General features: G+C 61.8%; 15 protein-coding genes and 1 tRNA gene. 11 read left to right on the top strand and 5 right to left on the bottom strand.

What is annotated here, in order from left to right:
* From WBQ77_RS04215 to WBQ77_RS04225, 3 genes are all read left to right on the top strand, one after another.
* On the top strand, positions 1 to 329 hold a 329-nt coding region (locus WBQ77_RS04215; protein WP_424059050.1), incomplete at its 5' end, for an adenosylcobinamide-GDP ribazoletransferase.
* A gap of 219 nt (positions 330 to 548) precedes the next feature.
* Complete coding sequence (locus WBQ77_RS04220) at positions 549 to 755, top strand: hypothetical protein (protein ID WP_424043901.1); 207 nt, start codon at positions 549 to 551, stop codon at positions 753 to 755.
* A gap of 65 nt (positions 756 to 820) precedes the next feature.
* The gene (locus WBQ77_RS04225; RefSeq protein WP_424043900.1) at positions 821 to 2,761 is read left to right on the top strand and encodes a L,D-transpeptidase family protein; all 1,941 of its coding nucleotides are present in this window, start codon (positions 821 to 823) and stop codon (positions 2,759 to 2,761) included.
* A 9-nt stretch (positions 2,762 to 2,770) separates the two neighbouring features.
* On the opposite strand, the gene WBQ77_RS04230 is transcribed toward WBQ77_RS04225, so the two are convergent.
* Entirely contained in the window at positions 2,771 to 5,980 is a 3,210-nt protein-coding gene (locus tag WBQ77_RS04230) for a L,D-transpeptidase family protein (RefSeq protein WP_424059051.1), read from the bottom strand.
* Between the two features lie 462 nt (positions 5,981 to 6,442).
* On the opposite strand from WBQ77_RS04230, the gene WBQ77_RS04235 reads away from it, so the two are divergent.
* The 7 genes from WBQ77_RS04235 to WBQ77_RS04265 all read left to right on the top strand — a co-directional run bounded on the left by WBQ77_RS04235 (position 6,443) and on the right by WBQ77_RS04265 (position 15,704).
* Positions 6,443 to 8,218, top strand: a complete 1,776-nt coding sequence (locus WBQ77_RS04235; protein ID WP_424043896.1) for an N-acetylglutaminylglutamine amidotransferase — start codon at positions 6,443 to 6,445, stop codon at positions 8,216 to 8,218.
* Positions 8,219 to 8,226: 8 nt separating this feature from the next.
* Positions 8,227 to 9,990 (top strand): N-acetylglutaminylglutamine synthetase, encoded by a 1,764-nt coding sequence (gene ngg / locus WBQ77_RS04240; protein WP_424059053.1) that lies wholly within the window; start codon positions 8,227 to 8,229, stop codon positions 9,988 to 9,990.
* A 78-nt stretch (positions 9,991 to 10,068) separates the two neighbouring features.
* Positions 10,069 to 11,247 (top strand): osmoprotectant NAGGN system M42 family peptidase, encoded by a 1,179-nt coding sequence (locus tag WBQ77_RS04245; protein ID WP_424043894.1) that lies wholly within the window; start codon positions 10,069 to 10,071, stop codon positions 11,245 to 11,247.
* Between the two features lie 325 nt (positions 11,248 to 11,572).
* On the top strand, positions 11,573 to 12,994 hold the full coding sequence (locus tag WBQ77_RS04250) for an MFS transporter (protein ID WP_424043893.1): 1,422 nt from the start codon (positions 11,573 to 11,575) through the stop codon (positions 12,992 to 12,994).
* 257 nt (positions 12,995 to 13,251) lie between these two features.
* Positions 13,252 to 14,034, top strand: a complete 783-nt coding sequence (locus tag WBQ77_RS04255) for a MipA/OmpV family protein (protein WP_424043892.1) — start codon at positions 13,252 to 13,254, stop codon at positions 14,032 to 14,034.
* A gap of 169 nt (positions 14,035 to 14,203) precedes the next feature.
* Positions 14,204 to 14,524 carry a 3-hydroxyacyl-CoA dehydrogenase NAD-binding domain-containing protein gene (locus WBQ77_RS04260; protein WP_424043890.1) on the top strand — a complete coding sequence of 107 codons (321 nt, stop codon included), beginning with the start codon at positions 14,204 to 14,206 and terminating at the stop codon, positions 14,522 to 14,524.
* A 367-nt stretch (positions 14,525 to 14,891) separates the two neighbouring features.
* On the top strand, positions 14,892 to 15,704 hold the full coding sequence (locus tag WBQ77_RS04265) for an SDR family NAD(P)-dependent oxidoreductase (protein WP_424043888.1): 813 nt from the start codon (positions 14,892 to 14,894) through the stop codon (positions 15,702 to 15,704).
* A 6-nt stretch (positions 15,705 to 15,710) separates the two neighbouring features.
* Here the strand turns inward: WBQ77_RS04265 and WBQ77_RS04270 are convergent, their stop codons facing one another.
* Entirely contained in the window at positions 15,711 to 16,712 is a 1,002-nt protein-coding gene (locus tag WBQ77_RS04270; protein WP_424043886.1) for an SDR family oxidoreductase, read from the bottom strand.
* A gap of 403 nt (positions 16,713 to 17,115) precedes the next feature.
* Here WBQ77_RS04270 and WBQ77_RS04275 point away from each other — a divergent pair, with 403 nt between their 5' ends.
* Complete coding sequence (locus WBQ77_RS04275; protein ID WP_424059055.1) at positions 17,116 to 17,319, top strand: hypothetical protein; 204 nt, start codon at positions 17,116 to 17,118, stop codon at positions 17,317 to 17,319.
* Positions 17,320 to 17,418: 99 nt separating this feature from the next.
* On the opposite strand, the gene WBQ77_RS04280 is transcribed toward WBQ77_RS04275, so the two are convergent.
* The 3 genes from WBQ77_RS04280 to WBQ77_RS04290 all read right to left on the bottom strand — a co-directional run bounded on the left by WBQ77_RS04280 (position 17,419) and on the right by WBQ77_RS04290 (position 20,147).
* Positions 17,419 to 18,018 (bottom strand): cysteine hydrolase family protein, encoded by a 600-nt coding sequence (locus WBQ77_RS04280; RefSeq protein ID WP_424059057.1) that lies wholly within the window; start codon positions 18,016 to 18,018, stop codon positions 17,419 to 17,421.
* A gap of 124 nt (positions 18,019 to 18,142) precedes the next feature.
* Positions 18,143 to 18,218 (bottom strand) — tRNA-Thr (locus WBQ77_RS04285).
* Between the two features lie 147 nt (positions 18,219 to 18,365).
* A complete protein-coding gene (locus WBQ77_RS04290; protein ID WP_424041990.1) occupies positions 18,366 to 20,147 on the bottom strand; it encodes a heme biosynthesis HemY N-terminal domain-containing protein in 1,782 nt (593 codons plus the stop codon).
* Between the last annotated feature and the right edge of the window lies 1 nt (position 20,148).

Genomic DNA, 20,148 nt, shown 5'->3' on the forward strand with positions numbered 1-20,148 from the left:
CGCTGATCGCCGCGCATACGGGGGCCAGAGGCGCGCTGCCCCTGTTCATGCGGGCGGTCCCGCGTGCGCGTGCCGACGGCTTGTCGGCAAACGCGGGCCGGCCAAGTGCGGGCTCGGCCGCGGGCGCAGTCGCCATCGCGCTCTTCGTGGCCTTGGTTTGTGTCGGGTTTGGCACAACCCTAGTCTCGGCGCTCCTGATCGCCGCCGCCCTCGCGCTGCTCGCCCGCATGGGTCTCCGAAAGATCGGCGGTCAGACGGGCGACGTATTGGGCGCCGCCGAACAGAGCGGCGAAATCCTGATCCTGCTCACGGCCGCAGCCCTTCTCTAGGACGCTCACCGGGTCCCGGCACGTGTGCGGGTCAGGAAACAGCTAGGATGCGGGTGAGGTGACAGAAAGCGTGGCGTGCTAGGATAATCGCGGAAATGGACGACAGCGGCCGTCAGTATTGGGGGCCATAAGGAATTCTGTCCCATGCGTATTGCGATCGCCATTCTTGTCTAATTTGGCGCGTTCTGGGCCGCCGCCAGCCCTGCGGGCGCTGCTCCCGTGCCACTGGCCGGAGCCGCAGCCCACGCGATCTCCGAAAACACCGGCTCGCTGGTGGAGACCGCTGCAAAGCGGACGCGCAAGGCCGCAACCCGGAGCGCCCGGAAATGCAGCTGGCGATGCAAACGCTATTGGCGTCCGTATCAGTACCGCTATTGGAAGTTCTACTATCCCCATGGCGGCCCGCTGTTCTCGTCGCGGCGGTAACCCAGTTCATCTCCCCGCAATAAAAGGGTGACACCGCAGCACTGCCTTGTGGCAGAGTGCGCCGCGTGACGCTGCCGAGACCCGCCATAACTGCCCGTGCGATCGCGCTTTTCGAGGCTGCCCGTCAGCAGCCCGGCGTGCCGGACCCTCTTCCCGAGCGTCTCTTCCTCGTCGACGTCGAGCGGCAAACCGCGACGCTAATCGAGAACGGCGCGGCCGTCGCGGCATGGCCAGTCTCTACGGCGCGCAACGGCATTGGCGGCGAGAACAACTCCTTCAAGACGCCGCCCGGTTGGCATCGCATCGATGCGAAGATCGGGACGGGCGCGGGTGCAGGCACGGTGTTTTCCTCGCGGGAACCCACTGGCGAAACCTGGCAGGGCGAACCTTGCGAGACCGATCTCATTCTCACGCGCATTCTGACGCTGGACGGTCTCGAGGAGGGCATCAACCGGGGGCCGGGCTGCGACTCGCGCCAGCGCTACATCTATATTCACGGATCCAACCACGAGGCGCTGATTGGACGGCCCATGTCGTGCGGCTGTGTTCGCATGTCCAACGCGGACGTGACGGCGCTGTTTGACCAGGCCCGCGAGGGCGACTTTGTCCTGATCGCACCGTCCGATCCGCGCGCGATCCCGGATCCGTCGTCGGGACGCTTTCACTATGCGGGCCTTGGCGGCTCTGGCATGAGCGCCATCGCCCAATTCCAGGCGATGAAGGGCGGACGCGTCAGCGGCAGCGACAGGGCCTTCGACCACGGTGAACGGGCGGCCGTACGCGCGCAGTTCGAAGCGCTGGGGATCGGCGTGTTCCCGCAGGATGGGAGCGGAATCGAAGACGACTGTGCCGCCCTTGTCGTATCCACCGCGGTGGAAGAGACCGTACCGGACTTTGCCAGGGCCAAGGCGCGTGGGGTGCCGGTCGTGCACCGGTCGGAGATGCTGGCCTATTTCGTCGGCGCCTTCCGGTCCATTGCGGTGACGGGCACGAGCGGCAAGTCCACCGTGACCGGCATGACCTTCGAGATTCTGCGCGGGATCGGCGCCGATCCTTCGGTGATCACGGGTGGAGACCTGCCGGCGCTACAGGCACAAGGGTTTATCGGCAATGCCTATGCGGGCTGTAGCGACCTTCTCGTGGTCGAGGCGGACGAAAGCGACGGTTCCCTGGTGCGCTACGCGCCATCCATCGGCGTCGTTCTAAATCTCCAGCGCGACCATAAGGAAATGGAGGAGGTGGCGGCCATGTTCGCTACGCTGCGCGCGCGGACGCGCGACACGCTCGTGATCGGCGACGATGAAAATCTCGACGCTTTCGCGGGCGGGGCAATCCGCTTCGGTCTCAGCGAGCGTGCCGATGTTCGCGCGACGGACGTGGAACACAGTGCCGAGGGCGCGCGCTTCCGCGTGGAAGGCATCCCGTTCGAGATTCCGGTTCCGGGCATCCACAACGTGACCAATGCGCTGGCCGCCATCGCGGCCTGCCGGGCCGCCGGTTTTTCGCTTCAAGGCATGGCTGCGCCGCTGGCCGGGTTCTCTGGTATTGGGCGGCGCTTCCAGACCATCGGCCGAGCCCGCGGCATCGAGGTCGTGGACGACTTTGCCCACAATGCGGAGAAGATCGCCGCGGCCATCCGGACCGCGAAGTTGCGGGGGCAGCGTGTGCTGGCAATCTATCAACCGCACGGCTACGGCCCGACGCGCTTCCTGTGGCAGGATTTCGTGCGGACGTTTTCAAGCGAACTCTCCGCTCAAGATCGCCTGTTCATGCTTGAAGTCTTCTACGCGGGCGGCACGGCCACGCGGGATTTCTCCGCCGACGACATCGTGCGCGAAATCGCCGCAAAAGGCGCGCTAGCCTCGTTCGCGCCATCGCGAAACTGGCTGATCGAGACGGTGGCGAACGAAGCACGCGAGGGCGACGTGGTGCTGGTAATGGGCGCGCGCGATCCTTCCCTCACCGCGTTCGCACGCGACATTCTCGGCGCAATCGAAAGCGCCTAATCTGGCGGACTAGTTGCCGAGGATTCCCGAAAGGAAGTTGTCGACGCCATTGGCGCTGCGGCGGCGGCGCGGACGGGTGTCCGAGTACCGGCGGGTGGGACGCGTCTCTGCGAAATCCGCCGAATACGGTGCATTGAAGTGCGCGGGATTCTTGAAGAGCTTCGCGGCCATGCCGCTGTCGATGCCGTAGACGTCGCCGTATTCCTGGATCGACCCGTAGCCGTCGGCAACGGCCGTATTATAGGTGAGGTGGACCGGTATCTTCCGCTTGAGCGCGATGACTTTGGTCTGCCCTTGCGCCCGCGCGAGCACGTCCTGGACCGTGGCCATGGTCCAGCCCTTATCCTCGCCGAGCAGCAGCGCGGCGAAGCGTGCCGGCTGATTGACGCGAATGCATCCATGACTCAGCGTCCGACTCCGCTGCGAGAACAACTCCTTCTGAGTCGTGTCGTGCATGTAGATGGCGTGGCTGTTGGGGAAATTGAACTTGAACCGGCCAAGCACGTTGTGGGGACCGGGATCCTGGGTGAACGTATAGGCATGCACATTCGCGCTCCGCCAGTCGACCGCGTCGGCGTCGACCGGCTTGCCCTTCTGGCTGACCGTGAGTCCGTAGCGGCGCAACATTCTGTTTCGGGACTCTGGGCCGCTGAACAAGCCGCCCGAGCGGCGGGGCCCTTTCAATTTCGGGGCGATGTCCTCTTTGACGATGGTCGGCGGCACAGTCCAATTGGGATTGAACACGATGTTCCGCATCGGCGCCGAGAAGAACGGCGTGGCGTATTTTACCTGCCCGACGATGGACTTCTCCTGATAGACCTCGCGGCCGCCCTTGTAGACGCGGAACTGGAACTCAGGGATATTGTTCCAAACGTGGAAGTTGCCGAGGTCGGACGGAAGCCAGCGCCAACGCTCCATGTTAATGACGATGATCTGGACGTTCCGGTCGTCGTCCGGGTTGCCGCCGAGGCTCTTCGCCGTGTCACGGGCGTGCACCAGCGCGGTATGCAGCCGCTGATATTGCTCCGTCTGCGGATGAAGTGCCAGGAGCGCCTTGTCCGGGGTCTCCGATGCCGCGATCTCGGTCAGCACGGCCTTTGGCTCGCGTGCCTTGGGGCGGTAGTCGAAGAGCTTGTGGGCCCGCGCGGGCGTGAGCCGCCCGGTCTGGGCATGGCGTGCGTATTTGAGCGCGGCGCCTGACAGCGCGAGTTCCGCATCGGCCCGCGCCTCGTCTGTCGCCAAGGTAGTACCAGCCGCGGGCACGTCATAGGCGCCGGCGTCGAGGCCCCAATCGTCGGCATCGTGGATCGTCGCGATCAGGGCCTTGGCCTTGGACGTCAAGCCGTCCCCCGTGACCCAGAGCGGGTTGTCGTTACGCTCGCCATAAAGAGTTTTAAGGGCTTCCAGATCGGCCGTGGCGACCTTAGGCGCCGCAGGCCCATCCAGCTTGGACCGAACCGCCGCGATCACCGGATCGACGGGCGGAAGCGGAGGCGGCCCAATATCGACCGCTTTGCCTACCGGTGCCTCACCTTCGGCGGCGGAACCGTCATCCGAGGCGAGCGCCGAACCCGGGCTGAGCGCAGCTATTTTGGTGTCCTCGGCTTCAGGCTTCTCGGTGCCAGGCGGCGGCGACACATCCAGGACGACGGTCGCGTCGTAGGCGCGTGGATCGGGCTTGGGCGCCGCGTCCGTAGGCGCGTCGGCGGCACGGCCAACAACGGTCACATCCGGCGCTTCCACAGACTGGGCCGAATCGCTCGGTGCCGTTGCCGGCGAGATCGAGGCTGTCAGCTCAGGATCTGTATCGGGCTCCGAACTCGTGTCGGATGCCGTCTTTGTGCTCGTATCGGCATTAGCGTCAGCTTCGTTCTTGGCGTCAGCTTCGTTCTTGGCGTCCGAGCCGGTCTTGTTTGCAAGACGTGCCGCCTCGGGCTTCGGCTCCGAAGCCGGGGGCGCTGGCGAAGCGCCGTCGTCGGCCTTTGCGCTTTCGGTTTCGGACTTCTCGGTGGCCTCCTTGGCGCTGTCGGCTTCAGCCCTTGCAGCGAGCGCCGCTGCTGTAGCCGCCGCGGCCGTCTCGACGTCGGATGGCGCAGTCTCGGTTGTCTTCGCCGCGGCGTCTGCGGCCTCAGTGGCCTCGTCGGCCTTCTTCTGAGCCGTCTCTTCTTCAGCGGTCTTGGCTTCAGCGGTCTTGGCTTCAGCAGTCGTGTCATCGGCCTCGCCGGCTTCGCTTACTTGCGTCGTAGCATCTTTGTCCGCTCCGTCCGCATCCTTATCGGCGCCGGCATCGGCGGGCTTTACGTCTTCGGCGGTCTCGGATTCGCTAGCCTTGGCATCAGCAGCTTTAGCATCATCGACTTTGCTCTCGGCATCCCGCGCCTCCGCCGTCTTATCGGCCTCATCGATAGCGCTTGCGGTCTCGCTTGGCTTTGAGTCCGCCGCTGCGCCTTTGCTCTCGCCTTCCGTCTCTGCATCCGCCTCGGAGTCGGCTGTCTTGGAACCGGACGCCGTCTCGGTCTCAGCTTTGCTCGCCGACTTCGAATCCGTCTCGGACGCTTTGGGATCCGCCTTGCTCGCCAATTCGGTGTCGGGCTTGGATTGCGTCTTGCCGGCGTCCGCGTCGCTCGCGACCTCGTCGGCCGAGGACGCATCGTCCTCCGCAACGGCTGTCTTGGATTCAGATGTCTTGGAATCGGTTGTTTCGGATTCCGCCGTCTCGGTCTCAGCGATTTCGGTTTCCGCGGTGTCAGTCTTTGCAGTCTTGTTATCCTGCGCTTCGGTCTCTGCAGACTTGGTCTCTTGAGGCTTCGTCTCTTCGGACTTGATCTCTTTAGGGTTGGCCTTGGCGACCTCGGTCGGCGCCGTGGCCTCGTCCTTGTCGTCGGCCTTAGCTGCTTCGGCGGTTCGCTTGGGCGCCGGCAACGCCAAGGCAATACTTGCGGCCGACGTGGTGCCGACGCCGAGCACGGCGTCGCTGTTCTTGGCGACCTCCGGCGAGATGGCCTGAACGGACACGGTCGCGGACACGCGAGCGGGGTTCCGGTTCGGTTGGACGGGCTTACGTGCGCGGTAGCGCTTGCGTTTGACGGCCGGCTTGCCGCCGAACAGGCCGGGTGCGCGGAATTCGGCCGTCGCCGTGGACGAGACGAAAGACGTCCCGGCCGCAAAAGGCAAAAAGGCCAACGCCGTCAAACCAATAATGGCGAATCGCCCACTCATTCGTCGCCCCTCAAACCTCCACACATCATCTCTTGGTGTAGACATTCCCGCCACTATTTTGGAGAGGATCGCGCAAGAGCTTAGAACTAATGGCAAAACAGGGCAGTTCCTTGACCTTGACCTTGGTTGACGCGACCCATCACAAAAACGCCAGCCTCGCATCTTTTTAACGGTTTCGCGACAGCGATCGCGGCCGCTCCCATAGTCGAGCTGATGACTTCACGACCGCTTTGCCTGAAAAATGGGCATCTGCGCCTATTTGACCCGGTCATTCTGCCTGCCTCGATTTGATCGATACAGTCCTGGATGCAATAATTCAGGCGATCATTGCAATTCTCAGTTCTTCAAAGCGCTGCCGCCAAGGTGCGCAAAGCCTAGCGAAGTCGGCCCCATTCTTGCTTACATCTTGGAATAGGCGCTCTCGGTAGACTGAAACCTTCATCCCAATAAAGGCAATAAGACATGTGCGGATTGTGCGGCGAGATCACGTTTGACGGCTCGCCGGCGTCGGTCGAAGCCATGAACGCGATGACCGGGTCGATGGTTCCGCGGGGCCCCGATGGGAGTGGAATCGTGTCCCGCGGGCCGTTCGCTTTCGGCCATCGGCGTCTCAAGATCATCGATCTGTCGGAACGCGGCCAGCAGCCCATGGTCGATTCGGAGCTTGGTCTCACGCTCGTCTTCAATGGCTGCATCTACAATCACAAGGGTCTGAGGGCCGAGCTCGAGGGCAAGGGCTATCGCTTCTTTTCGACGAGCGACACCGAAGTCGTTCTCAAAGCGTGGCATGCCTGGGGGTCCGATGCACCGAAGCGCTTCAACGGCATGTTCGCCTTCGTAATCTATGAGCGCGATACGGGCCGTGTCGCCATGGGCCGCGACCGGCTCGGCATCAAGCCGCTCTACTACACGCTGAACGACAAGCACCTTCGCTTCGCTTCGACGCTTCCCGCGCTCGTCGCCGCGGGCGATGTCGATACGGCGCTTGATCCGGTCGGCCTTGCCCATTTCATGACCTTTCATGCCGTTGTGCCGCCGCCCCATACGATCCTGCGCGGTGTTCGCAAGCTGCCGGCGGCGACGCTGCGTCTGATAGAGCCCGACGGTCGCTTCAAGGACACCCAATACTGGGATCTTCGGTTCGAGCGCTCGGCCGAGGATCTCACGATCAGCCATGCCGAATGGAAGGATCGCGTCGGCGCCGAACTGCGCCGGGCGGTCGACAGGCGGATGATCGCTGATGTTCCGGTCGGCGTCCTGCTTTCGGGCGGCGTCGATTCCAGCCTGATCGTGGGCCTCTTGGCCGAGGCTGGCCAGCAGCACCTCAAGACCTTCTCGATCGGCTTCGAAGCCGCGCACGGCGAAGCGGGCGACGAATTCAAATACTCGGACGTCATCGCGAAGCACTTCGGCACCGACCACACCAAGATCATGATCCCGACAGAGCACATGCTGGAGTCCCTGCCGGACACGATCGGCGCAATGTCCGAACCCATGGTGTCCTACGACAATGTGGGCTTCTACCTTCTCTCCCGCGAAGTGGCGAAGCACGTGAAGGTCGTGCAGAGCGGCCAAGGCGCCGACGAAGTCTTCGCCGGTTATCACTGGTACCCGAAGCTCGCCAGCTCCAATGACGTGCTGTCCGACTACATGGCCTTGTTCTTCGACCGAGACCGCGAAAAGCTCGCAAGCCATCTCAACGAAGACTGGATGGCCGAGGAGGACGACCCTGCGCGCATGGTCGAGGCGCACCTCATGAAAGATGGCGCCGAAAGGCCGCTGGACCGTGTCCTGCGCATCGATACCACGGTAATGCTGGTCGACGATCCGGTGAAGCGCGTCGACAACATGACCATGGCCTGGGGGCTCGAGGCGCGCGTGCCGTTCTTGGACCACGAGCTTGTGGAACTGGCCGCACGCGTGCCGCCGGAAATGAAGCTTAGGGACGAAGGCAAAGGCGTGCTGAAAGATGTAGCGCGCGATGTTATTCCTTCGGCAGTGATCGACCGGCCAAAGGGTTACTTCCCCGTGCCTGCGCTCAAATATATCGACGGCCCCGTGCTAGACATGACGCGCGATGCGCTGTCCTCCCAGGCCGCAAGCGATCGGGGTCTGTTCCGGTCCGAATATCTCGACAGCCTGTTTGCCGACCCGAAAGCGCACATCACGCCGTTGCGCGGATCGGAGCTTTGGCAATGTGCGTTGTTGGAGCTCTGGCTTCAGTCCCACAATCTCTAGGCACCGGCATGAGTACGGAAAAGAGCATCCCCCAAACCGCTAACCAGGACAGCGCTCCTCACGGCACGACGCCACGCGCGGACCTGTCTCCGAAGGGCGCGATCCAGAGCGATGTTGCGTTCGATTGCGGCTGGGGACGGCTGCTGTTTGGCCAGACCTTTACGAAGGCGTCGGACCTGGCCAATTGTCTGCGTGCGGAGGGGCCAGGGCGGCGCGATATCGCGTTTTACATTCTCGATCCGCATGTGGTGTTGGCCGCGGCGCCCCAAGAACTGTTCCTAGATCCGTCCCACACCTATCGGCTCAATTTCAAAAAGTACCAGCCAGCGCCAAACCCGCCGCGCGGGTTCCATATCCGGCGGCTGACCTCTCTCCAGGACGCCGAAGAGATCAATCGCATCTATGCGGCGCGACGTATGGTGACGGTCGCACCGAACTTCTACTGGGAGCACCGCGATAGCGAGGCCATCACCTATATCGTAGCCGTCGACGACCAGACCAACGCGATCGTCGGCACCGTCACGGGCGTGCATCACAACGCGGCCTTCGGCGACATCGAGGACGGCTCTTCGCTTTGGTGCCTTGCCGTGGATACACAATCCACTCTACCGGGGATCGGCGAGGCGCTCGTGCGCGCGTTATCGGAACACTTCAAGGAGCGTGGCTGCGCCTACATGGACTTGTCGGTGTTGTACGACAACAAACAGGCCATTGCGCTTTACGACAGGCTGGGTTTCATCCGCTGGGCCACATTCACGGTGAAGCGCAAAAACGTCATCAACGAAAAGCTGTTTACAGGAAGCTCGGACGAATATGAGGCGCTCAATCCTTATGCGCGCATCATTGTCGATGAAGCACATCGGCGCGGCATCCGCGTCGAGATCATCGACGCGGAGGGCGGCTTTTTCCGGCTCGCCTATGGCGGACGTTCGGTTGTCTGCCGCGAGAGCTTGACGGCCCTGACCACCGCTATCGCCATGAGCATGTGTGACGACAAGCGGGTGACACGGCGCATCGTCAAGGCAGCGGGGGTGCGCGTGCCTGAGCAAATCACGGTGGATGAAAACGACAACGCGCGCGCCTTCCTGGAGCATTACGGGTCGGTCGTCGTGAAGCCCGCTCGTGGCGAGCAGGGCAAGGGCATCGCGGTCGGGCTCACGAACTGGGACAAAATGAAAGCGGCGATCGAATTTGCGAGGACGCTGTGCAACGAGGTTGTTCTCGAGGAGTTCGTCGAGGGCGTGGACCTTCGGATCATCGTCATCAACTACCGCGTAGTCGCGGCGGCGATCCGCAAACCTGCTACCATTATCGGCAACAACAAATCGACGGTGCGCGAGCTCATCGAGCGTCAGACCCGCCGACGACTGGCAGCTACGGGCGGCGAGTCCGCCATTCCCATAGACGCGGAGACAGAGCGCTGCCTGGCCGTGGCGGGCTATAGCTATGACGACGTTCCCGAGACTGACGCCTCGATCCCAGTGCGAAAGACGGCCAACGTGCACACAGGCGGCACGATTCACGACGTGACCGGAATTCTGCACCGGACGTTGATCGATGCGGCTGTCACTGCCGCGCGGGCCATCGAGATTCCCGTGACCGGGATAGATTTCATTGTGAAAACCCCGACCGAGCCGGAGTACTGGTTCATCGAGGCCAACGAACGCCCGGGTCTTGCCAATCACGAGCCGCAGCCGACCGCAGCTCGTTTCGTCGATCTTCTCTTTCCTCAGACCGTTCCAGCGACGGTGCGCAAGGCGCTTCAAATGTAAGCGCACTCGTACTACTCGTGACCAATCCATTGGGGGTGCGCCAGCAGGGCAGGTGCTCCGAACAACAGGGCTTGCGTGATGACTATTCTACACATCGATCTCGATTACCTCGCCGACACGCTTGAGACATTCCTAAACATTCCGAGCCCGACGAGCTACACCGACAACGCCGTGCGCTGGTGCGGCCAGGAGCTGGACCGGCTCGGTATTCCGTTCGAGGTGACGCGGCGCGGCGCCATCCGCGCCGTATTGCGCGGCAAGGAGCGGCGCCCGGCCCGCGCGATAGCCGCCCATCTCGACACGCTCGGCGCCCAGGTGAAGGCCCTCAAAAAGAACGGCCGTCTGATGATTGTCCCCATCGGCTATTGGAGCGCGCGTTTTGCCGAAGGCGCCCGCTGCACGATCTTCACCGAGCGCGGCAGCTATCGGGGCACGATCCTGCCGCTTATGGCCTCCGGGCACACTTATGGCGACGACGTCGACGAACAGCCGACCGGGTGGGAGCATGTGGAAATCCGGGTAGACGCGCGCTGCTCGAGTGCAGAAGAGGCGCTCAGGCTGGGCATTGATGTCGGCGACATCGTCTCGATCGATCCGCAGCCGGAGTTCCTGGAGAACGGGTTCATCTGCTCGCGGCATCTCGACGACAAGGCCGGCGTCGCGGTGATGTTCGCCGCGTTGAAGGCTCTGATCCCCGTCAAGGAACAGCTTCCGGTCGATGCGTATTTTCTGTTCACCATCGAGGAGGAAGTTGGCATCGGCGCCGCCAACATTCTCACCGACGAGATCGCTTCGCTTATCGCAGTCGACAACGGTACGTCGGCGCCTGGTCAGAACAGCGCCGAATTCGGCGTGACACTGGCAATGGCCGACCAGAACGGTCCGTTCGACTATCACCTAACGAGGAAGCTGGCTCGGCTGTGCCGTGAAGATGACATCTACTACCAGAAGGATGTCTTCCGGCATTACCGGTCCGATGTAGCTTCTGCGGTCGAGGCCGGTCACGATGTCCGCACGGCGTTGGTCTGTTTTGGCGTCGACGCCTCTCATGGGTGGGAGCGCATTCACGCTCACGCCTTGCGGTCCTTAGCCGAGCTCGTCACCGCGTATCTGCTAAGCCCGATTGCCTTCTGGCGCGATGCCGATCAGGTGGGCACGCTCAAGGACTTCCCGAGTCAGCCGACCGAGGAAGCGCAGCAGAAGCTCTCCTCCGATGTGCGCATGGACGAGATACCAGACGAAGCCGTCGAGGAGTAATGCTTGGCATAACCGGAAGCGCGTCGGCGTATCTTTTGGCTGACCCGCGCGTTAGCTCGACCAAACTCAAAACCGAGAGTGCAAGACATTTGTTTCGTCCTACCTGTCGCGCGATCAATCTTTGCCGTCTTGACCAACGAGAAGCTGGTGCTCGCGCGTGACGCCCCCTGCAAAGCTCAGGCGGTTGGCGCATCCATTGTCACAGCTTAAGCGTAGCTAATCATTTTTATTTTAATGACGGTCACTAGGCGGCTTATGACGCGGCAACCAGCAGATTGTCCGCTGTGTAAGACTGCCGCCCATTCGCGATGGCGGGGACCCCTCAGTGGCGGACGATCCTGGAAAGCTTAGCAAGTCTGCGATCCTCGGCATGGTCGCAATGGCCTTTGCTGTGTTCGTGATTGCTAACGATTTTACTGCTCTGTCCGTCGCAATCCCGGCGATCGAAAAGGACTTCGGCACCACGGTGAACACCACCCAATGGGTGATCAACGGCTATGCAATGGTGTTCGGCGTTCTTATCGTCACAGGTGGCCGGCTTGCCGACATGTTCGGGCGCCGGCGTGCCTTCTTCATCGGCTCGGCCATCTTTGCAACATTCTCCGTGCTGGGCGGACTAGCCCCCAATGTTTGGGTTCTGCTGGCCTGCCGTTTCGTGATGGGGGTCGGCGGCGCACTGATGTGGCCCGCCGTTCTCGGCATGACGTTCGGCCTTCTTCCGCGCAATAAGGCGGGGCTTGCGGGCGGGCTGGTGATGGGGTCCGCCGGATTCGGGAATGCGTTCGGACCGCTATTGGGCGGCGCCCTGACGGACACGGTTGGGTGGCGCTGGGTGTTCTTCCTGAACCTTCCCATCGCGGTTGCCGGGGTTCTGATCACTTATCTCGTGGTCGCCCCGGATGGGGACAGAGATAAACGAGAGAAGATCGATTATCGCGGCATGGTCGTCCTGACCGTGGCTGTGTTCTCGCTTTTGTTGGGGCTCGATCTTGGCACCCGAATCGGGTGGGATACCCCATGGAGCTACGGGCTCTTTTCCATGTCCGCCGCCGCATTCCTCATGTTCTTTTTCGTCGAGCGGCGAGCCCGCAACGATGCTCTGGTTCCAGACGACGTCATTCGTAATACGGGCTTTGCTGCGGCCTGTCTGACGGTCCTCGCCATGTCCGCGATTTTCTTCGCGGCCCTGCTCTATCTTCCACAATACATGTCGCATGAGCTGAAATTCAGCGCGATCGAGTGCGGCGCGGGTCTTCTGCCGATGATGGGCACATTCGCCGTCACTTCGTTCATCTCAGGGCGCCTTTATGAGCGCCTCGGACCGAAGGTCAGCGTAGTCGGTGGGGCGATTTTTCTTGCGGCGGGCATGTTCCTCCTATCGCGCGTTCACACCGGCACCACCTACGTCGACCTGATATTCGGCATGTTTGTGCTGGGCATCGGCGTGGGGCTATTCTACTCGTCCATCACCACGGCGGGAATTACGTGCCTCGACCCGGCACGCGCTAGTTTGGCCGGAGCCATCGTCTACATGTTCCAAATCGCCGGCGGTTCGATTGGACTGGCAGCCAACACCGCCATTGTCCTTAGCAATTCGAATTTCGCCGACGGAATCAGCATCGCCTTCCTGGTCGATGCGATCATCGCAGTGTGCGGCGCCGTGGTCGCGCTTCTCTTCGTCGGCGGGACGCTGGATAGGGAAAAACTGATGACCGCCTGGCGGCACAAGCATCGGGCACATGCTTGAAAGCACCGTGTTGCAATTTTGCATCGAGGTGCAAGAGAGTAGACTGGGCACACATATCGATTACCCGCCCCCACGAATCCATGTTAGAAAAAGGCTAATAATTCAATGGGGTCCGACGGATGCGGTTTGGGTTTGGTTTTTGGTGGCACCATGGCGCGGTCAATCGAGTCATGGGCAGACACATTGTGGCTGCAGTCGCTGCGTGTGCGGCTATAACGGGTGCAGGAGCTGGCCAACATGCACACGCCCAGGCTTCGATGGTCGATGGCCGAACGGGCGGCGAAACCACGGTCGCGAAGAGTAGACTCGGTCTGGGAGCTGCCGCGATTATCAAGCCCAAATACGAAGGTTCTCAAGAGCACGAAGTTATTCCAATCCCCATCGTGATGCCGAGATTCGTTCAAAAGCCAGAAGACGAAGCCTCTGCCTATTCGCAAGTGCGCAAGCGCGTGGCCTTCCGGGGGCTCGACGATATCCGGATTCGTGTTCTGGGTGGGGACAGGTTTCAGGTCGGCGCGGTAACCGGTTGGATCACGAAGCGCGACCAGGACGACGCTGATTTCTTGAAGGGGATGGGTGACATCGATGGAGGCCTGGTCGCCGGCGCCTATTCCGCATTTACTCTAGGCTCATTCACATTCGATGCCGCTTATCTTGAGAAGCTCACGGGCTCTTCGGCTGGACCGCAGTATCGTTTCGGCATCGAGACCACCCAGCAACTCTCGGACCGCGCCGACATCACGATCCGGGTCGGCACGACGTTTGCCAGCGCCGAGTTTATGCAGACCTACTTTGGCGTGACCCCTGCACAGAGCCGCAGAACTCGGGCCGGCCTGCCAGCCTACAGCCCAGACGGTGGCGTCAAGGATGTCTTCATCGCAGTCGGCGGTAGTTATGACATTAACGACCGCTGGGTCTTCAAGGGTGGGGCACGCTATGGCCGGCTGCTCGACGAAGCCGCGGACAGCCCCATTGTCGAGACGCCGGACCAGGTCTCCGGGACCGTTGGGCTTGCGTACCTGTTTGACTGGAACCGCTAGACGCAAATTTCGGAGCTGCCTCTGTTCCGGTGCCCTTCTCTGTTCCGTAACATCGGAATAGGCGCGGACGTAACAGTCCCTTAATCCACCTCGACAAAGAGCGAATCGAAGGCGAGGAAAAGCCGCGCCGCGCGTTAAAGCACTACGTGTATTTAGCTTAAGCGTATTCGTGCGATCAAAGGCTCTTGGTGCACACTGTCATAGATCGCATCGGTGGCAGAGTGGTAGAGCATCTCCTCGATTTCCTGATGGTGCCGGCGCCTGCATCGCCGCATTGTCGAAGGACCCCTCGCGGGTAATCGGCATGCATTTCTTAAATCCCGTGCAGCAGATGAAGCTGGTCAAGATCATCGACGCGTTTCAGACGAGCGACAAGGTCTACGATGCAGTGACTTCCAGGGTGTCGGCGGTCGCGATGCTAAGCGAAAGTCTTCAAAGACAGTTATGGATTCTTCATCAACCGCGTCCCGGTCCGCATTATCAACGATGAGGCCAACTGCGTGGCCGAGGGCGTCCTTAGTTCGGCCCGTCGTCACTTTTGGTGACAACGACAGCGAAGATGTCGGCGAGCACGAAGTTTAGAAGAGCCCGCATCTTCATCAAGGTACACCAGTCCGACAGTCAGCGCTGTGAGCAGGAACGGAGCCAGCAAGTTCACAGTCAATCGGCCACATGACGACTTCGACCGTGCCATTTCTCCGCTCCAGCTTGCGGCCGGAAAGTAGACTCCATTCCGAGGGGATGTTACCTCCACGCTGAATCCTCAAACGATACCGGCAGCGTCATTTCGTTGACAGAGCCGCGGCCACCAGAATTTGGACGGGATCGACCCAGCCTTGCCGACGGATGCGACTGCCATGCGCTTTTCCGGCCAAGTCGTCATAATCACGGGCGCGGCGAGCGGTATTGGACAAGAACTGTGCCGGCTGTTGGCACGTCACGGAGCGCGGATCGGCTTGGTGGATCGCAACAAGCCCGAGCTAGACGCGTTCGCTGAAGAGCTTCGCCAGACTGGATCCGTGTGCGCTGCGGTCCCCGCCGATGTCCGGCAGCGTGATAGCGTCCATGATGCTGTTGACCAGATTGTCGGCGCCCTAGGCTCCCCCGACATTCTCATCGCATCCGCCGGAATTTGTCGCGCCTCTACGGTTCACGATCTGAGGATTTCAGACGTGGAGGAAATCATCGGGGCGAACTTCCTCGGCATGGTCTATGCGATCGAGGCGATCCTACCCGCGATGCTGGGGCGCCGAAGTGGCCAAATCGTCGGCATCTCGAGTATGGCGGCCTTGCGCGGGATACCCTTCGAACCAGCCTATTCCGCGAGCAAGGCAGCGATGTCCGTTTATCTGGAGAGTCTTCGATCTGAACTCAGACCGCTGGAAATCGGCGTAACGATCGTATTCCCTGGCTACGTGCAGACCCCTTTGCTTGCCGAAATCAACGGTATGATGGGCTCAGATATGTCGAGCGGAAGGGCATCCACGAAAGAGGCTGCTGCTGCCAAGATCATGAGGGCTATCGAACGGCGAAACGCCTATGCCTATTTCCCGCGGCGACTGGCGTTGAGCGCCCGTCTGAGCCATTTCATGCCGCCACGCATGTATGACCGCGTGATGCGGCGGATCTTCAGCCGCTTTTCGATCTCCCGGCGCGGGGGCCGAATGTGAGCAGCCCTAGCGAGGGGCCGACGGCAAGTCCATAAGCCGCTCGTCCACCATCCAGTCGATGCACTCCTTCAGCATCGTCGCGACCGGTACGGGCCGGTAGTCGAGCTCACTCATTGCCTTGTCGCTCCGGCAAATGACATTGGCGCTTAACATTGCCGCCGATTCTGGAGAGATCATTGGCTCTTTCCTGGTGATCATCGACGCCCACTCCGAGATCTGACCGGCGAGGCGCAGCGCAATGGGACGGCCGACAGGCGTCTTGTTTGGCTGGCCGACCATATCACCTACGAGCTGCGCGATTTCGGCATAAGAGGCGACCTCGCCGCCTAGAAGATAGTTGTGGCCGGTCTGCCCTCTGTCGGCCGCCGCAATATGCGCCCGGACCACCGCGTCGACATCGCAATAGCAAGCACTGCCCGGCGGAAGCCGAAACAACTGATTGTTGGCGGCAAGGCGTATAAACGTCGACCACGTGCCCCAGTCATAGCGGCCGACGACATTGGCCGGATTAAGAATGACGGCATCCAGACCTTGATCGATGCCGGTTAAAACCTCTTCCTCGGCCATGGCCTTAGAATGCTGATAGTTGAAACTATCTCTGCCAAGCTTCGGCGCAGCCTCGTCGAAGGGTTCCGTTTGAAATCCGTAAGCGGCAGTGGAGGAGGTGTGGACGAATTTTCGGCACCGCTTGGCCAGCGCCGCTGCAACCAAATTGCGCGTCCCCACAACATTGGTGTGCCATTGCCGCTGCTTGTGGCCTGACCACTGGCTGGTATCTCCGGCGACGTGAAACACCGCATCGACATCCTCCGGGATGGCACGCTCAAGCGAGGTCATATCCTCGACCGACCCTTCAGCAAGACGGATTGGATAATTTCGCAGATGCGTCAGCCGGGAACTCGGGCGATGGAGAGCAATCACATCCCATCCGGACTCCGCAAGGTGCTCCACGAGGTTCTGGCCGACAAAGCCCGTGCCGCCTGTGACGAAAGCAGTCTTGTTTGGCATACTCAAAGGCCTTTCGTGTCCCCTTCTCGATTTGGGTCGCGTGGCGATCCCTGGTAACGCCAGTGTAGCGAAAATCGCGAGGAGGAGGCGTCTATCGTATCGTCGCGGTAGCGGAGAAAACCAGATGTTTTCATTGTCGACCCGGGTTCACGTGGAAGGTTTGTCCGGACGCGAGATCACAGATTTCCTTTCGACCTGCGATGACGAATTCTTTCAGTGCTGGTGGCCTGGCACGCATTTCCACCTCCACACCATTCGCGGAACGCCTGGAACGATTGGGTCCCATGTCCTTCTCGATGAGATGGTGGGAGACCGGCGCGTCAGGATGACTTGCGAGCTTGTGAGTTTGGTACCTGGGCAGGAGCTGGTGTGGCAACTCAGGTGGCCTTTGTTACGGCTTCCAGTGAAACTCACTCTTAGCCTTCAAGACGACGACACCGGTGTCCAGATCGAGCAATCGGTCCAAGCCGGATTCTCGGGAGCCGGAGAAATTCTCGATCCCCTTTTCAAGCTCTTTTTTCAGGAGAGCCTCGCGCGCGCTAAGGACGAGCATGTCCGCATGGAGTTTCCGAAGCTGAGAGATTTTCTGCACCAAGATGCCCGCTGACCGAGCGCCGTGAACTATGGAGCGCGCGCTGCGGTCGCTGTGACCCGTGTGGGCGCCCCACAGCCTGCATCGGCCGGCAGCCTATGCCGCCATAACGAGTTAGTCCGGCACGTTCTCGGCGTTGGAGACAACGACCGCGAACATGTCGGCGAGTGCACAAAGGCTGGCGTCTTGCACCTGCTTCGCAGATACATCGCTACTGGCCGCAGGGTTGGGAAGAGCGCGCGTGGCTGTGGCGCCGGCGACCACGGTATTGGCATAGCCGTGATTGAATGAGGCCCGCGTGGTGGAGTTCACGCACATATGGGTCATGAAACCCACATACACGACATTCTCGATGCCTTGTTTCTTCAGTTCCTGATCGAGTTCAGTTTGCTCGAATGCCGACGGGAATTTTTTGACTATGATCGTCTCACCGTCGATCGGGGCCACCACATCGGCAATCTGACCGATCGGTGCTCCCACGTCGTATGGCGTGCCCGCGCCGGCATCGTGCATGATGTGAATGACAGGGCGCCCCGCCTCGCGGAATCTCCGAAGGAGCTGGGCTGCATCTATCAGGGCCTGTTCCACGCCCTCGAGCTGCATCACCCCCTCGCGATAGGTCTGCTGGCAGTCGATCAGCACCAGCGCGCTTTCCGATATTGGCGCCGGATCCGGATTCATGCCGGTGAGTTCACGAAGTGTCGGGTTGGACATGGGGGTTACTCCTTAGGATCAGGCTAGCCTCGTCGATTGTCTCGACCCGCAGCGTAGCTCACGACTGCAAAGAAAGGCAGCCATCATCGTAAAGCGCTGTTTCGCGCCAGGGTGCATGAAAAAATGGTGCCGCAAGAGGGATTCGAACCCCCGACCTACGCATTACGAATGCGTCGCTCTACCGACTGAGCTATTGCGGCCCTTGGATGACCCGTGGATGACCCTCGGGTGCGACCTTGGGCGTGGCCCAATGAAGGCCCTGTGCTTAATGCCATTGGCGGCGCGGCGCAAGCGCGTGACACCTGAAGATTGAAGCGACCGCCGAGGGAGAAGTCCTTGGGCGAACGCTAGCGGATATGGGCGGCCCGGAGCCGTTCGAGCGAAATCTCGGTCTCGTCCGCGTCCTCGGGGGCAACGCCAGGATCGTCCGGCGGCCGGTCAGGAACAAGAGTGGCAGGCCGGGGCTCACCATCCGCCGCCGCGGTAGGTTCAGTGACCGACGGCGACACCGCGACGGACGTCCCGTCCGCGGCCTCCTTAGATGGCTCGGCACCGGCTCGCCCATGAGGGGTCTCTTCCGAAGTCGTCGCGTCCGAATCCGCCTCGGCCGCAGACGGGACAGGCCCGGTCTCGACCGTCGCGCCGGCCTCGGCTTCGGACACAACCACTTCTTCGGCGGTGCCCTCGATCACCTGATCATCCAGCGCCGGGGCGGCCTCTCCTGCTTGGTCGGCAGGCGCTACCTCGGCCACAGTCGCGGGGACGGTGTGGGCCTCACGCAGCATGGCACTGGCGTCGCGCGGCGGGCCGGTCCATTCCTCGATTTGAAGTGTCTCGTCGGGGCGCCCGATCGCGTCCGCAGGCGCCTTCCATTCGAACGCGTCAACGGCGCCGGTCACCGGGGACACCGGGAGCCAGCGATCCGAGATATAGCCGTCTGCGATCCAAGCCCGGTCGCGCGGCGCGCGCAAGGCCCGCGCCAGCCATTCGCGCTCCCGGCCCTTATCAGCGCTGCCCCCCTCGATGCGGGCCATGAGCGTGCAGATCCGCGCGGACGGTGCGTCTTGAAGATAGGGCGAGAGCACGTTGCGGGCCCGCTGCCACTCCTGCGCCTCCACGGCCGCCTGGGCGATGGCAACAGCGCCTTCGACGTCGTCCGGCGTCTGTTTGGCGAGATATTCGACACGCTTGAGCCGGTCCTTGGGCGACAGGCCGGGTTTGGCGAAGGCATAGGCCACGGCAAGATCGGGATGCGGCGATAACGGCCAGGTCCGCAGGAGCTGCCGCGATGCAGCGCGCACTTCGCCTTTCGAAGCGAGCAAGCGGCCTGCGAGTTCAGCTGCCGGGACAAGCGAGGGCGCCAACCGCAAGGCTTCGTTTGCGAGAATCAGCGCCTTGTTGGGATCGAAGGATTCGGTCTCGCGAGCCTCGGCGGTCAGCAGGACCGCACGGCGGCGGTTGGCGGCCGCCGAATCTACATGACGGTTCTGCCGGGCGATCGCGAGAGTGTTCAGAGCCTGGTCCCACTCGCCAGCCCGGGCCTGAAGGTCGAACAGAGCATTGACGCCCCAGGCGAGTTTGGGATCGCGCTCGACCGCCTGCTGTGCGAGCACAAGCGCAGCGCCCTCATCGCCCGCGCGCTTCGCCTCGAGAAAGAGGCCGCGCACGCCGAGCAACTCGGTCTCGTGGGTATCGAGCATCCCCTCGAAGGTGCGCCGCGCTGCCGCGTCGTCGCCCTTCAACTGTGCGGCTTGGGCCCGCAGCAACGCGGTCAGCGGCTCGCGCGGCAGGTTGCGCTGGGCGATCCCCGCATAGCGCTGCGCCTGGGAGCGGTCGCCGACGCCAATTGCCACGAGGCCGCGCGACAGGGCATCGAATCCCTGCTTCTGCTTGCGCTGACGCATATGAGCGGCGATGGCGGACGGCCGCGTCCAGACATAGCGCAGCACCGCCAAGATCAGCATCACGGCCAAGACGAAGACCGCGACGGTCAGAACCCCGATAAAGGCGCTCGTCTCGATCTGATAGCCGAACCATTCCAGGGTGATGGAGCCGGGCCGATCGGCGAGCCAGGCAAGACCCAACGCCGCCGCGATGACGAAAAGGGTGAAAAAGAGGATGCGTGTCATC

It is taken from the genome of Methyloceanibacter sp. (assembly GCF_049590335.1).
Taxonomy (GTDB): Bacteria; Pseudomonadota; Alphaproteobacteria; order Rhizobiales; family Methyloligellaceae; genus Methyloceanibacter.